The following is a 13,580-nucleotide window of genomic DNA, read 5'->3' as shown; positions in this document are numbered from 1 at the left end:
CCGGTGTGATCCATGTACCTATGCCCCTGGGACGTTGACCGTTCCAGGGAGGAGTTCTGCTGCTGGTTCTGAGTAGGTGAGGTCTACGGCGTTGCCGTTGCGGTCAAAGGAGATCGAGGTGACCGAGGCGAGCGTGCATTCGCGGCGGAATGCGTTGAGCGCCAGGGAGCGGCCTTCGGTTGCTAGGCGGGTGACCCAGATGGGTAGCTGGTGGGATACAACGACGATGTTGGCGCCTGGGCCATGTTCCTCTACGGCTTGGTCGCGGTGTCGGCTGATGGCCTGTGCCATGCGGGTTGCCTGGTGGGCGTAGGGCTCTCCCCACGATGGGGTGAGGGGTTACGTACGAGCGGCCAGAGGCGTGGCGTGCTCAGCAGGGTGTCCTTGATGTTGCTGTAGCCCTCGAGTTTGGATTCGGCTTCGATCACGCCGGGCTCGGTTGTGATCGGGAGTTCGAGCGCCTGTGCGATGGGGTCTGCGGTTTGTTGTGCGCGGATCAGCGGGGAGCTGATGAGCGACACGAACTTGGTTCCGTGTTCTTTTTGTTCCGCGAAGTGTTTGGCAACCAGGCGGGCCATTGCGTGGCCGCGTTCTGAGAGCTCGTAGCCGGGCAGGCGACCATACAGCACGCGGTGAGGGTTTTCGACTTCACCGTGGCGAACAAGATGGACAACAGCATGGGACATGGTGCCTATTCTCTCAGAGGGAGCGCACGGGTGGAGATTCAGTGAACGTTCAGGTTGTTTTTCGCATCCTTTGAGCCCGCAGTTCACTTGGCTGGGTAGACAAATAGTTGCCCCTCAACTAAAGTAGTTGATACATCAACCATTGACCCGTCAATCTTATGACTCAACCCTATGAAGGAGAGGCCGCGATGAGCGTACTTCCATTGAACTTGACCCCAGGCACCTGGAACCTGGATGCCGCACACACTGAGATCGGCTTCTCGGTTCGCCACGCAGCGATCGCCCGCACCCGCGGACGCTTCACCGCTGACTCCGGCGTACTGACCGTGGGCGAAACGCTCGAAGACTCCAAGCTCGAGGTAACCATCGACGTCGCTTCCGTGGACACCTCCAACGAAGGCCGCGATGAGCACCTGCGTTCTGCAGATTTCTTTGACACGGAGACCTACCCGAAGGCCCACTTCGTCTCCACCAAGATCACCGGCGAAGGCAGCGACCTAACCGTTGAGGGTGAGTTCACGCTCCGAGGCACCACCAAGCCGCTGACCCTCAACATTGACTTCGCTGGCGTTGTCGACGACCCAATGGGCGCAACCCGCACCGGTGGCGAAGCAACGGCAGACTTCAGCCGCAAGGAGTTCGGCTTGACCTGGAACGCTGCGCTCGAGGCCGGCGGCGTTCTGGTTGCTGACAAGGTCAACCTGCAGATCGACGCGGAGTTCGTCAAGGCCGACGCATAAGGCGCGTCCCTTGCTTTCGTGACCTCTCGAGGTTCACATCTTTCTTGTTTCTACACATTCAGAGGTTTCGCTCGTGCCAGTACGATGGAGGCATGAGCGAAACCTCTGACTTTAACCGTGACCGCGACCCCCAGTGGGGTGACAGCGCTTCCTCTGATGAGCCGCGTTATGGAGTCCGGCGCGAAGACCTGCCGCCGGGCAGTTACCCGCCACCGGTCAATCAGCAGGGGCCAACGCCGGATACGCACCAGACCAGCTACAACACTATGAGCGGCTGGGATTCGCAACCGGGGCCAGGTTGGGGAGAACCTCATTTCGCTTACGACCAGAACGGGTGGCCGGTCAACAACCCGTGGCAACAGCAGCCTGCACGCCGCCCCGGGCTCATGATTGCTGGATGCGTACTCGCGTGGGTCTTTTCCGCTTTCGGCTTTCTTTCAAGCTTCGGCCTTCTGATGGCTTCGAACTTCACCCCGCAGGAACTTGAACGCATCATCACCGAGGAAATGCCTCCGGAGTTTCTAGAGTCTTTCTATACGGGCTTGGATCAGATCGGCGGTTACGAAGCCCTTCTAGGGTTCATGCGGAACACGGGTATCGCGATCCTCGTGTTCTGCGCCTTGTTCTCGGTTGCCGCAATTTTCGTCATCACCGGCTCCCGCGCATGGCGGTTCATCGGCGTCATTCTGGCCGCTCTGGCTAGTGTCGTGGCGCTCTTCAGCATCGTCAGCAACCCGTTGGTGGCCGTCGTGTGGCTTGCATGCATGGCGATCATCATTGTTGGATGGACGATGCCGGCAACAAACGCGTGGCTTCGGCAACAAGCACAGCTCAAGCGTGCCCGCCGCTAAGCAGGCTATTTCCCTCCATAACCGACGATTGAGGAAACATGACGAACACCCCTCACCCGCCTAACGCACCGGAACCGTACGGCCAGAATCAGCCAAGCACGCCACCACCGGCCTCTCAGCAATCGCCTGCGCAGGAGCCGCAGAGCTTCGGCTGGGACGGCCCTATGCCGCAGCCTCCTCAGGCCGCTCCGAACCCTTATGGCGCGCAGGCTCCTGGCTGGGGTAACTATTCGGGCGACTCGATTCCGACGACCCCACCCAAGCGGCCAGCGAGCGTTGTGTTCGGTTCGATCGCGGCCTGGTTGTGGGCTGCCCTCACGATCGTTGGCGCGATCGTCGTCATTGCGGCTTTCGGCGCAGTAAGCGACCAGGAGCTACGGCAGGTGCTGGGGCCTGAAGTGTTTGTGGAGGCAGCGAAGCAGGGCGTTAGCGAAGAACAGCTCATCAGCTCTGTCAAAGCCATGGTGCCTCTCATTGGTGTGTTCCTGGTTGTTGTGGGTGTTTTCGCTCTGATCGCGGGCATCCTGGCGTTCAGGGGCAGCAACGGCTGGCGCATTTTCGGTATCGTCGGGGCCTCGATAACTTTGGCTTTGACGATCATCGGCTCGCTGAGCGCACCGTCCTGGGGCATGCTGACGGCTGTTCTGCCGCTCATCTCGATCATCTGCTGGGCCGTAGCTGGCGGCTGGTACCGGGCAGTCCGGGACTACAAGCGAATGAGCCTCTACCGCCGGTAGAACCACGCCACAATAAACGCGCCACAATAAATGGGCTGGCGGACACCCTGAAAGGGGGTGTCCGCCAGCCCATTTTAGATTCCTCTTTTCTAGGCGTGAGCGTTGTTCTTCCGACTTGATAGCCCCACAATAAGTAGGCCCATAATCGACCCTAGAACGAGTGCCGCCGCAGCATACAGGATGGTCATCCAGTCAATGGTGAAAGGCAACACATCACCCATGAGTTGTGAGACCAGAGCTGCGGTCCCAAGGCCCGTAATCAGCCCCAGCACGAACGCTTTGACCGCAATGCTACCGATGCTCCACCTGAGCACCCAGCGTTGCCACGAGGCCGGCAGGCCCAGCGTCCAGAACGTTGAACTCAATGCTTCCAAGCTCTTCGCGTTAGTGCGGCTCACCATGATCACGATCACACAGGAGCCGATCAACGCGGACGCCAAGCTGAAATACACGTTGCTTGGCGTACTCGCTTCTTGCTTGAGAGGAACCTGCAAGAGATCGCGGGAAATCCGGCTCTCTAGCGCCCCGGCCAGGAGCTCTTTCTGCTGCGAGTCAGACAGATCAGTGAAGACCCACCTCAATCCTTCAAGCGATAGCCGATGCTCTTTAGCTGTCTTAGTAAGCATGAATGCAGCTGCGTTTGCTTCCCAGTGCTCGCCGAAATCTGCCTGAGCTGCGGGGAGTAGCTCACCATCTGGAAGGCTCTCAGAAAAAACACGAGCTTCAGATCCGTCTAGAAACGCCGAATCACGCACAAGCAGACCGCCCTTGTCTAAGGTGGCAGCCTCCTCGCTGCTTAGCGCGCGACCAAGAATCCTCCCGAGATCGTCCGCATCATCAACAGCGCTGATACCGTACGACCCATCGACGCCCTCTATGATGTCGAACTGGCCTCTTGTGTTTGTCACTGCCACCGGCTCCTTGAGCCCGAGCTTATGCGCGAGGTCGTTGACTGTCTTCTCGCTAGCTTTAAGCCCGTTCGCATGTTCCTGTTCAACACCGAATTGATCATCAGGCAACGGTGAGATCAATGACTTGTTCTGGGCGGCCGTGATGCTTTGAGCAAAAGTCGAGCTGAACATGAGATTACCGATAGCAATACTGAGCAGAGCGATAGCAAAAACTGTCAAGGCTCGATGGTACGTAGATAGTCGCTGCGCGAGCGGCCGTGGTTTGATGGGAGATTTTCGGCTCATATAACCAGTAATTGCCAACGACAAGAACAAAGACCACACAGCTACCGGCAGCGGCGCCCACGTTTCGAGGACATCAATTCCCAGTTGCCCCGATGCGACACCCACGCCTACCAGTGTGAGAACTGCTGCGACACCCGTACCCCAGAGCAATTTCTTGGAAGAAAATGCTCGCTGGGCTCTGTCCGCGGAGGTGCCCACGGCAACGGAGCGGCTTACTCGCGGACGCGTGATAATGCCACCCGCTACGAAACTGACGATCACCCCAACTGCGATGACGGCCAACCACTTGGTTGGGATCTGCGGCCCTGGGCCTTGAATACCTACGAGATCAGCCAGCGCCGGAGCTAGCAACCAAGCAACACCAACCCCCAACGCCATGCCCAGGACAGATGCAAGGGCGACAGCAAGCCCGATCTTTCTGAATGCGGTTTTCCACAAAGGCGCTGGATTCACACCCAACCCATACAACTGATTATTTACTGGCGCTAGAAGTTTCTTAGACCAGGCCCATAAGAAAGCGACTAGGGACATCGGTAATAGAAGTGCGAATACACCAAACACAAAGGAGTATTGATCGGCTATCCCACGGTGAGGGCGGTCTTCAACAAAAGAACGTTCTAGGAACCCGGCCCCCAACGCGTCACCGTCAAGTGACTCGAGTTGCGCCGCCGTTTTCTCATCAAGATGCGAATAAACATACTCCTCCAGCGCCTCGCGGTTAGTGATAGCGCTGGAATACAACGTTGTCGATATGGCTGCAGCACTGATCTCCGATGCCGCGGAGTCGATCGTGTTCCACGTGCCAGGGAATGCCAGAAGCCTTTCTAATCCGGGAAGGAATCTATACTCGGCTTTACCCACAACCGTCAGCTTTACATTTCCTTCTAACCCAGTTACCGTTTCACCCTCTGAGAGATCAGATTCTCCGGCAACTACGACCTCGCCAGGCTTATCAGCCCACCGCCCAGAAGTGAGGGTATACCCAAACTCCTGACCAATGTGTGGCCAATCCCCCTCGCTCATGGCCCTACGATGCTCTTGATCAGTATCCAAATACAGGTCAGTACCGGTGGCTACAGCGATCACGCCGTCCCCTGGCCGGTTCAACACCGAGCGCACAGATTCCTTCTCGCCGGCATTTGCATAAAGAGGCATCTGTAGCCGCGCCGCCCTGTCTCCAAACTGCATCTGAGCGTTATCGGCAGGTTTCATTGACATTTGTCTGTCAGCTGTGGCCACCCAGCTCAGCATGCCTACCACAACGGCTAGCACCACAAGCACGAAGCGATATCGGCCCTTTTTACCGAGGATCTTCTCCACATACCTACCCACCACGAACCTCACCTGCCTCTATACGCCCGTCAACCAAGGCATAGCCGGTATGGCAGTACTCGTTCATGATCGGGTCATGGCTCGTAGCGATCACCGTGCTACCAGCTTCCGCTAGGTCACGGAACAATCCGAACATCGCATGAGAGTTCTCAGTGTCCAACGCAGCTGATGGCTCATCGGCAAGCAGCACGCGCCGCTCGCCGCTCAGCGCGCGCGCGATACCGACGCGTTGGCATTGGCCGCGGGAAAGCTCAGCTGGGTATCGGTCCAGCAACTCTCCCAAGCCCACGCGAGTCAACGACTCCTTAGCCATAGCTTCAGCATCGAGCTGTGAAACACCCGCTGCAGACAACACGAGCATCACGTTCTCAGCAGCCGTCAGTTCCTGGATCAACAGGTCATCCTGGTGCACGAAACCGACCACGTTACGCCGCAGGTCCAGAACCTGCGCCTCACTGGCCTGACCTACATCTATACCAAGAACATCAATTCGGCCCTTATCCACAGGAATCAAGCCAGCAATGGCACGTAAAAGGGTCGTTTTACCTGAACCGCTCTTACCTGCTAATCCAACAAACTCTCCGGCCGAAGCCTGAAGATCAATACCTCGCAAAACGTGCGTGCGCTGCGCGCCTACACCCAAATATTTGTGGACGTTTTCCACCGTCACAGTAGTCATCATGCCTCTTTAAAAAGGCCGGGGTGCAGCTTGCTAACTGCACCCCGGAAACCAGTAAAAACAGTTAGCAGCCGCGATCCGTCCGCCAGGACGAAGCGGTATCATTAGCGAACCATCCGATAGAGTTTTGAATCGAATTTTGCCGCATGGTGTAACACTTCCCTAAACCATTCGCATGCTCATACCAAGCAGCGTTCCGGCTAGTGCGGTTCATCCATGAACTCATCTTGTCATTCGCTCGGTCCGAGAGGTTCATCACCTTTAACCCCGCTCTGCGGGATCCTAGAAGTCCTCCGAAGTCCTTATGTTCGAACAAGCAAACTAGATTCGTGCCGCAGTCTTTAGCTGCGGCTTGCGCGGGTTGAGCGAAACCGATTCCGGCTGCAACCACGGCTAGAGCGGCACAAAGCTTTTTCATCTTCATGACGTCATCCTTTTGAGCATGGCCTCACGAGGAGGCAGTAACTTTATAAAAAGCACCACGCGGTGCTAGAGAAAGATATATACGTGATTTACCTCACGGTCAATTACTCTCCATATAACGTTTCAATAACGCCGAGGCTCTCGCGCGCTGATTGGTCTTTAAACGGCACAGCCCTCGAAGTTTTCACTCCAAGGGCCCTGCTATTTTTCTTGTGGCTTTACTATCCCGCGAGGATCCTGCGGAGCCTTTCCGGGTCGATATGCCAGAAATCCCGTTGGACTCCATCCACCATGAGAACCGGGATCTCCTCCGCGAATCGGTCCATAAGATCCGCATCGACAGAAATGTCCACATCGTCCCAAGCCATCCCGAATTCTGCAGTGACCTCATCCATCGTGGCGCGGGCCGCCGCGCACAAATGACATCCCGGCTTGGTGTACAACTCAAGCTTCATACTCGCTCACCCTCCGCTGGAACAGCCGTTTCAACACTGACCGTTAAACATACCGCCTGTTAAACACAACGTGGGCCGCACCCACAGGGTGGACCCACGTAGAAAGCTCGAAAGCTGCTTACTTCTTGTTGCGACGCTGGTGGCGCGTCTTGCGCAGCTGCTTGCGGTGCTTCTTCTTCGACATACGCTTACGGCGCTTCTTAATGACGGAACCCATCGATGCTCCTTTCCGTCCCACATCGGCCTGACAAAAATCGTGGCACCCGCGGGCACCATTCACCCCAGTTTACAGGAAGTTCACCACGGCGCGATTCGAGGCCTCAGCGCCGCACCTTCACAACGATCAGGCGGTACCCGTCTGACGGTTCTGCTGAACGTTCTGCGTCATGGCCTGACCAAGGTAGTGCTGCACCGCAGACTCCGGGACACGGTAAGAGCGACCAAACTGAACCGCAGGCAACTCGCCAGAATGAACCAGGCGATACACGGTCATCTTAGATACACGCATTACGTCCGCGACCTCTGCGACGGTCATGAAACGCGCATCAGAGAAGTTGCTGGGTTCATTCATGAAGTGGACCTCTGCTTCCTAGTGAAGTGACAAAGCCGCGCCCCGCAACAAAACCGGAACGGAAACACACCATTCCGCCTACGTCAGGCCGACTCTGAATGACAGTTTACGTTGCAGAAGTGCCAAGTGTGAATTCGGGTGCCTGGTGTGTCGGATGAGAATAAACGCAGATAGAGGCGTCAGGCCGCCGAAACCCGTGGAAATACAGGGAAGAATCTATTTTCGGCGTCCGAAACGCTGGAAAAACGTCTGCGCCTTCTCCGTCACAGATTCAATCTGCCGGCCCACGTTCTGAACGATCCGGTGCGCCGCATCCTCCGGTGCATCTTCAGCTTCTTTAACAACAACCTGCTCAACAGCGGTCTTGTCATCGGTGGCCGCGACATCAGCGGCGGCAGTCGCACCGGAGGCTTCAGCCTCCCCGGTGGAACCCGCCGCAGCATCGTGAACCTGGGCGACCCACTCCAACGCACCCACCAGCGCATCCGGCACCAACGAATACAAACGTCGCTGGCCGTCCGCCCGCGTCTCCACAACACCGCCATCGCGCAAGACCTTCAAGTGCTTCGAGACCGTTGGCTGGCTCGCATCAACTGAAGCCACCAAATCAGACACGCTCAACTCATCTGACGCCGCCAACAACTCCACGAGCTGGCGGCGAGTCGGATCACTCAAAACATGGAAAATATCCTGCGCCACACAACCAGCATATGCCCCAAAAGGCATGAAAAAGGGAGGGCGACACGCACGCCGCCCTCCCAAAGTTGTGAATCAAGGTCTAGTCGAACCAAGGAACTAGTCGAACCAAGGGTCTAGCCCCAAACCGGGGAACGCTTCCTTACGAGTAGCCATGATCGCGCGGTCAACCGGGTCCGCAGGGTCATAGCCCATCTCCCAGCCGCGCCACCACAGCTCGGCCTCGTCGCCCATCTTCTCCGGAGCATCAACGCCATAACGCTCCGAAATGTAGTCACGGAACTTCTGCGGCACCGGCGTCTGAACATCCAACGGCTTACCAGCCGCAACCGCAACCAGATGCGTCCAGGCCCTCGGAACCGTCCGCGCAATGTCATAACCGCCGCCACCCGTGGCGAGCCAACGGTTCTCCGTCAGCTCCTGCGCGAGGTAAGCGATCTCGATCGCAGTCTGCCGCTGACCATCAATGCTCAAACGCAAGTTCGTCAACGGATCCAGCTCATGGCCGTCACAACCGTGCTGAGAAACAATCACCTCAGGCTCAAACGCCCGCGCAACGGCCGGAACAATCGCCGTAAACGCTCGCAGCCACCCGTTATCCCGAATACCCGCAGGCAACGCGACATTCACCGCCGAATTTGGCGCGTTCGGGCCACCCGTCTCATTCGGGAAACCCGTCCCCGGGAACAACGAACGCCCCGACTCATGCAACGAAACCGTCATCACACGCGGGTCATCATAGAAAATATCCTGCACACCATCGCCATGGTGAGCATCCACATCGATATACATCACCTTCTTCACACCCGAAGAAAGCAAACGCAAAATAGCTGCCGCCGCATCGTTATAAATACAGAAACCGCTCGCGTTACCCGAATGCGCGTGGTGCATACCGCCACCGAAGTTCACCACCGGAACGCCAGCATCGCCCAAAACCAGGGCGGCACCCATCAGCGAAGCCCCATACAAGCGCGCAGCCGCATCATGGATATCCGGGAAAATCGGGTTATCTTCCGTACCCAACCCGAAAGCCTCATCCGCGTGCCCCTCACCAGCACGCTTCACCGCCGCAACATACTCCGGCGTGTGAATCTGAAACAGCTCATCATCCGAGGCCGAATACGACGACGAAAAACGGCCACCCACCTGCTCCATCACATCCAACTGCTCCAACAAATCAGCAGTCATACGCATGCGTTCAGGATTCATGGGGTGGTTGTCAGAAAACCGGTACGCACTCATGTGCCGGTCATAAACAACAGTCACCGAAGGGTTAGCTGAAGACATCACACTCATCACCTTAGCCGTCACAGTCCCGAGGTGGTTCAATGGAACCGGTAAGCACGCCTATATGACGCGCGCGAGCGAACCGCACCCCTCAGAAGGCTTCCATGACTCCACGCTACATCCGCAACCCCCAGGACGGGCAACGCAACGTCCTGTTACGCGGCATGCACCAAGCGCGGAACCACACCAACCGGCTCATCGCGAGCTCCCCCGCACGGCTCACGATCCTCGTGTTCGCCGTCGGCATCGCCTTCTTCACAACTCTGCTCTCGCTACCCATCGCATCACGCACCGGCGAACCAACCCCGCTCGCAGACGCGATGTTCACCGCGGTCTCCGCGTTCTGCGTCACCGGCCTCACGACCGTCTCAACCGCCGGACACTGGACCTTCTTCGGCCAACTCGTCATGATCATCGCGGTGTTCGTGGGCGGCCTCGGAATCATGACGCTCGCCTCGTTGCTTTCGATGGCTGTGTCCCGCAAACTCGGTGTGCGCGGCAAACTCATGGCGCAACAGGCCATGTCCCAAACTGCGTCCTCAAAACTCGGCGAAGTCGGCTCGCTGCTGCGCGTTGTCATCACAACGGCGGTCACCATCCAATTTGTGGTCGCCCTCTGGCTGACCGTCCGCTTCTGGATCCGCGGCGAAGATTTCGCCCACGGGCTCTGGCATGGAACCTTCTATGCCGTCTCCGCCTTTAACAACGCCGGCTTCACCGCCCACATCGACGACCTCGCCAACTTCAGCCACGACCTGTGGATCCTGTTCCCCCTCATGATCGCCGTGTTCACCGGCGCGCTTGGCTTCCCCGTCATATTCGTGTTGCTACGCCACCACTTCCATGCCCGCAAGTGGAACCTCCACACCAAGCTCACCGTCACGACCGCGCTCATCCTCGTGGTCGTCGGCTGGGTCATCTGGGGCGGCATCGAATGGAACAACAAAGCCACCATCGGCGACCTGCCAGTCGGCGACAAGATCGTCTATGCCCTCTTCGCCTCCATCATGACCCGCTCAGGCGGCATGGCGTTGGTCAACCAAACCGACCTCCACCCCGCAACCATGGTCGTGACCGACGCGCTCATGTTCGTCGGTGGCGGCTCCGCATCCACAGCGGGCGGCATCAAACTCACGACGCTCGCAATCCTGTTCCTGGCGATCCTCGCCGAAGCCCGCGGTACAGAACACGTCCACGTGTTCGGCCGCCGCCTCCCCGAAGCCGCGCTCCGCATCGCGATCGCCGTGACCGCACTCGCCGCAAGCATCATTACGCTCGGGATCATCCTCATCCTCTTCGCGAAACCCGATGCACCGCTCGAACACGTCGTGCTCGAATCGATCTCCGCGTTCGCTACCGTAGGACTATCAACCAACCTCTCCGCCGAACTCCCCGACTTCGGCAAATACGTCCTCTGCGGACTCATGTTCACCGGGCGCCTCGGCACCGTAACCTTCGCGACCGCACTGACCCTGCGGCAACGCCGCCAGCTCTACCAACTGCCAGAAGAAAGGCCGATCATTGGCTGATCAACAAACACCCAAGCACTCCCCCGTGCTCGTGATCGGGCTCGGCCGGTTCGGCGCCGCCGTCGCAGAACAACTCGTGAGCATGGGCCGCGAAGTCCTCGCAGTAGAACGCAGCCCCGAACTCGTCCAAAACTTCGCCGACCGCGTGACCCACGCCGTCGCAGCCGACGCGACCAACATCGAAGCCCTCCGCCAACTCGGCGCAAGCGATTTCAGCTCCGCCGTGGTCGGCGTCGGAACCTCGATCGAATCCTCCGTGCTCACCACCGTGAACCTCGTCGACCTCGGCGTTGAACACATCTGGGCGAAAGCCATCACCCCAGCCCACGGGAAAATCCTCTCCCGCATCGGCGCAACCAACGTCATCTACCCAGAAGCCGACGCCGGCGTACGCACCGCACACCTCGTGGGCGGCCGCATGGTCGACTTCATCGAATTCGAAGACGACTTCGCGATCGTGAAAATGCAGCCGCCGAAAGAAACCCAGGGGTTCACGCTCGCGCAGTCACGCGTGCGCGAAAAGTACGGGGTCACCGTTCTTGGCGTGAAATCCCCCGGCGAAGAATTCGCTTACGCCCAAGCCGACACCCTCATCACGCCGCGCGACATGCTCATCGTGTCCGGGCACGTCGACCTCATCGAACGGTTCGCCGGGCGCCCATAAGGGTTGGGCCTTCGGGCCGGCGAGGTTGCGTGGCTGTGCCTCAGCCGGCCATCTCGGCGGCGCGAGCTTAGCCAGCCATTTCGGCGGCGCGGTCAGCGCACGCCTTCTGGCCAGCCACAACGGCTTCGCTGAAGCCCTCGGCTGCCATCGTGTTGATCGCGGCCTCAGTGGTGCCGCCCGGGGACGTCACAGCGCGACGCAACTCGGCGGGCTCGCGCTCGTCCTGAGCCAACATCGCGCCCGCGCCAGCAACGGTTGCGGCCGCAAGCTCGCGAGCGAACTCAGGATCCAGCCCCAGCTCAACGCCACCCTTAGCCATGGCCTCAGCCAAGAAGAACGCGTAGGCCGGGCCCGAACCCGAAACCGCCGTCAACGCATCAATCTGCGACTCCGGGATCTCAAACACCCGGCCGGCACCCTCGAAAATCTGTGAAACCGCGCGGACGTGCTCGTCCGTCGCGTTCGTGCCACGCACCAAGCCCACAACGCCAGAACCATACTGAAGCGGAGTATTCGGCATCGTGCGCACCACCGGCTGGCCAGCGGACACCGCCGCCTCAAGCTGCTCAACACTCACCGCAGCCGCAATCGAGACGACCACCGCATCGGGCTTGAGCTCCGGGGCAAGCTCCGTCAAAACCTCAACCATCATGTGCGGCTTGACGCCCATCAACACGACATCAGCGCCGGAAACCGCCCGCAGGTTCGCGCGCTCATCCTCCTGCTGCGACAACGCCTCAATACCCTGATTCTTGCTCCACGCCTCAGCGCTCTCCGCGCTGCGGGTCGTGACCACCACCGAATCCTTCGAAACGCCTGCCTTGAGCGCGCCCTCGAGGATCGCGCCGTTCATGTTTCCAGTTCCGATAAAAGCAATCCGCATATCAGTCATGGGGCCAGTATTTCATTCGACGGCGTACCTTGCAGGTGGGTGCGCGTGAAGTCGAGGCATTCGGCCAGGATCCGTTCAACGCCATCGGGTTCTTTGCGCCACCGCCGCGTTGTAACCTCAACCGTCGCGGAGCCTTGCCAGCCCGAATCCCCGAGGTACTGCAGCGTTTCGGCGACAGGCTGCGTCCCCATCCCCGGCGGGAGGTGCTCGTCCTTACCGCTGTCTGTCCCATCGCACACATGCAGGTGCGTCAAACGGGAACCCAGCGCCTTGACCGACGCCAGCGAATCCGCCCGGGCGATCGCCGCGTGCGAAAAATCCCACGTCACAAAGTCATAGTCCAACGGCACCGGATCATAGTGAGGGCGGTACATCTTGCTGTTCTTCTGCCCCGCGGCACGCCACGGATACATGTTCTCGACGGCGATCACCACGCCGTACTCCTCGTTCGAGCGGCGCACACCCTCAGCGAAACCCGTCGCATACTTGCCCTGCCAACGGAACGGCGGATGCACCACGATGGTGCGGACCCCCATCTCGTGCGCGAGCAAAACGGAACGCTGGATCTTCTTCCACGCGCCACCCCACACCTGCTGCGTAAACAACAGCGTGGGCGCATGAATCGCGGCAACCGGAACCTGATACCTCTGGACCAGCGCATATAGTTCGTCGCCCGTGCGGGTCGTGGCGTTACCCGTTACCAAGACCTCGATGCCGTCGTAACCCAAGTCCCGAGCCAACTGGAACGCCCGCTCAGGGCCCTTCGGGAACGCGCACGTCGTCGAAAGATAGACGGGGACACCCTCAGAAGCAGACGACGATGGGTCAACAGACAACGTAGC

General features: G+C 58.9%; 17 protein-coding genes. 5 read left to right on the top strand and 12 right to left on the bottom strand.

The genetic code is table 11. The features are described from left to right. Nucleotides 1-18 precede the first annotated feature (18 nt). Both CAY35_RS09920 and CAY35_RS02155 read right to left on the bottom strand, forming a co-directional pair. Nucleotides 19-291: a histidine phosphatase family protein gene (locus CAY35_RS09920; protein WP_309136517.1), complete on the bottom strand. Its 273-nt coding sequence runs from the start codon at nt 289-291 to the stop codon at nt 19-21. Next, nucleotides 252-686 carry a histidine phosphatase family protein gene (locus tag CAY35_RS02155; protein ID WP_309136516.1) on the bottom strand — a complete coding sequence of 145 codons (435 nt, stop codon included), beginning with the start codon at nt 684-686 and terminating at the stop codon, nt 252-254. Before CAY35_RS02155 ends, CAY35_RS09920 begins: the two co-directional genes overlap by 40 nt. Before the next feature lie 188 nt (nt 687-874). Between CAY35_RS02155 and CAY35_RS02150 the strand changes: the two genes are divergently transcribed. The 3 genes from CAY35_RS02150 to CAY35_RS02140 all read left to right on the top strand — a co-directional run bounded on the left by CAY35_RS02150 (nt 875) and on the right by CAY35_RS02140 (nt 3,014). After that, a complete protein-coding gene (locus CAY35_RS02150) occupies nt 875-1,426 on the top strand; it encodes a YceI family protein (RefSeq protein ID WP_109303138.1) in 552 nt (183 codons plus the stop codon). Between the two features lie 92 nt (nt 1,427-1,518). After that, the gene (locus CAY35_RS02145; protein ID WP_109303137.1) at nt 1,519-2,277 is read left to right on the top strand and encodes a hypothetical protein; all 759 of its coding nucleotides are present in this window, start codon (nt 1,519-1,521) and stop codon (nt 2,275-2,277) included. 38 nt (nt 2,278-2,315) lie between these two features. Further along, a complete protein-coding gene (locus tag CAY35_RS02140) occupies nt 2,316-3,014 on the top strand; it encodes a hypothetical protein (protein WP_109303136.1) in 699 nt (232 codons plus the stop codon). An 89-nt stretch (nt 3,015-3,103) separates the two neighbouring features. On the opposite strand, the gene CAY35_RS02135 is transcribed toward CAY35_RS02140, so the two are convergent. The 8 genes from CAY35_RS02135 to CAY35_RS02100 form a co-directional block, all read right to left on the bottom strand. After that, on the bottom strand, nt 3,104-5,530 hold the full coding sequence (locus CAY35_RS02135) for an ABC transporter permease (RefSeq protein ID WP_146191895.1): 2,427 nt from the start codon (nt 5,528-5,530) through the stop codon (nt 3,104-3,106). A 4-nt stretch (nt 5,531-5,534) separates the two neighbouring features. Further along, nucleotides 5,535-6,224 carry an ABC transporter ATP-binding protein gene (locus CAY35_RS02130; RefSeq protein WP_219930434.1) on the bottom strand — a complete coding sequence of 230 codons (690 nt, stop codon included), beginning with the start codon at nt 6,222-6,224 and terminating at the stop codon, nt 5,535-5,537. Between the two features lie 61 nt (nt 6,225-6,285). Then, complete coding sequence (locus CAY35_RS02125; protein WP_109303134.1) at nt 6,286-6,645, bottom strand: peptidase inhibitor family I36 protein; 360 nt, start codon at nt 6,643-6,645, stop codon at nt 6,286-6,288. A gap of 220 nt (nt 6,646-6,865) precedes the next feature. Further along, nucleotides 6,866-7,099 (bottom strand): glutaredoxin family protein, encoded by a 234-nt coding sequence (locus CAY35_RS02120; protein WP_109303133.1) that lies wholly within the window; start codon nt 7,097-7,099, stop codon nt 6,866-6,868. Between the two features lie 118 nt (nt 7,100-7,217). Next, nucleotides 7,218-7,316: a 30S ribosomal protein bS22 gene (locus tag CAY35_RS02115; RefSeq protein WP_009882927.1), complete on the bottom strand. Its 99-nt coding sequence runs from the start codon at nt 7,314-7,316 to the stop codon at nt 7,218-7,220. 126 nt (nt 7,317-7,442) lie between these two features. Next, a complete protein-coding gene (locus tag CAY35_RS02110; protein WP_101630362.1) occupies nt 7,443-7,670 on the bottom strand; it encodes a helix-turn-helix domain-containing protein in 228 nt (75 codons plus the stop codon). A gap of 216 nt (nt 7,671-7,886) precedes the next feature. Then, entirely contained in the window at nt 7,887-8,369 is a 483-nt protein-coding gene (locus CAY35_RS02105) for an ArsR/SmtB family transcription factor (RefSeq protein ID WP_181377449.1), read from the bottom strand. Between the two features lie 96 nt (nt 8,370-8,465). After that, on the bottom strand, nt 8,466-9,653 hold the full coding sequence (locus tag CAY35_RS02100) for an acetoin utilization protein AcuC (protein WP_375231735.1): 1,188 nt from the start codon (nt 9,651-9,653) through the stop codon (nt 8,466-8,468). Between the two features lie 104 nt (nt 9,654-9,757). On the opposite strand from CAY35_RS02100, the gene CAY35_RS02095 reads away from it, so the two are divergent. Both CAY35_RS02095 and CAY35_RS02090 read left to right on the top strand, forming a co-directional pair. Beyond that, the gene (locus CAY35_RS02095; RefSeq protein ID WP_109303131.1) at nt 9,758-11,182 is read left to right on the top strand and encodes a TrkH family potassium uptake protein; all 1,425 of its coding nucleotides are present in this window, start codon (nt 9,758-9,760) and stop codon (nt 11,180-11,182) included. Nucleotides 11,183-11,207: 25 nt separating this feature from the next. Then, the gene (locus CAY35_RS02090) at nt 11,208-11,846 is read left to right on the top strand and encodes a potassium channel family protein (RefSeq protein ID WP_101630443.1); all 639 of its coding nucleotides are present in this window, start codon (nt 11,208-11,210) and stop codon (nt 11,844-11,846) included. Between the two features lie 67 nt (nt 11,847-11,913). Here CAY35_RS02090 and proC read toward each other — a convergent pair whose 3' ends face one another. After that, a complete protein-coding gene (proC, locus tag CAY35_RS02085) occupies nt 11,914-12,738 on the bottom strand; it encodes a pyrroline-5-carboxylate reductase (RefSeq protein WP_109303130.1) in 825 nt (274 codons plus the stop codon). Then, nucleotides 12,735-13,574, bottom strand: coding sequence for a sugar phosphate isomerase/epimerase family protein (locus CAY35_RS02080; protein ID WP_109303129.1), 840 nt, complete (start codon nt 13,572-13,574; stop codon nt 12,735-12,737). Before CAY35_RS02080 ends, proC begins: the two co-directional genes overlap by 4 nt. Nucleotides 13,575-13,580 lie beyond the last annotated feature (6 nt).

The sequence above is a fragment of the Pseudoglutamicibacter cumminsii genome (assembly GCF_003143995.1).
Taxonomy (GTDB): Bacteria; Actinomycetota; Actinomycetes; order Actinomycetales; family Micrococcaceae; genus Pseudoglutamicibacter; species Pseudoglutamicibacter cumminsii_B.
This window is presented reverse-complemented; position numbering and strand designations above follow the sequence as displayed.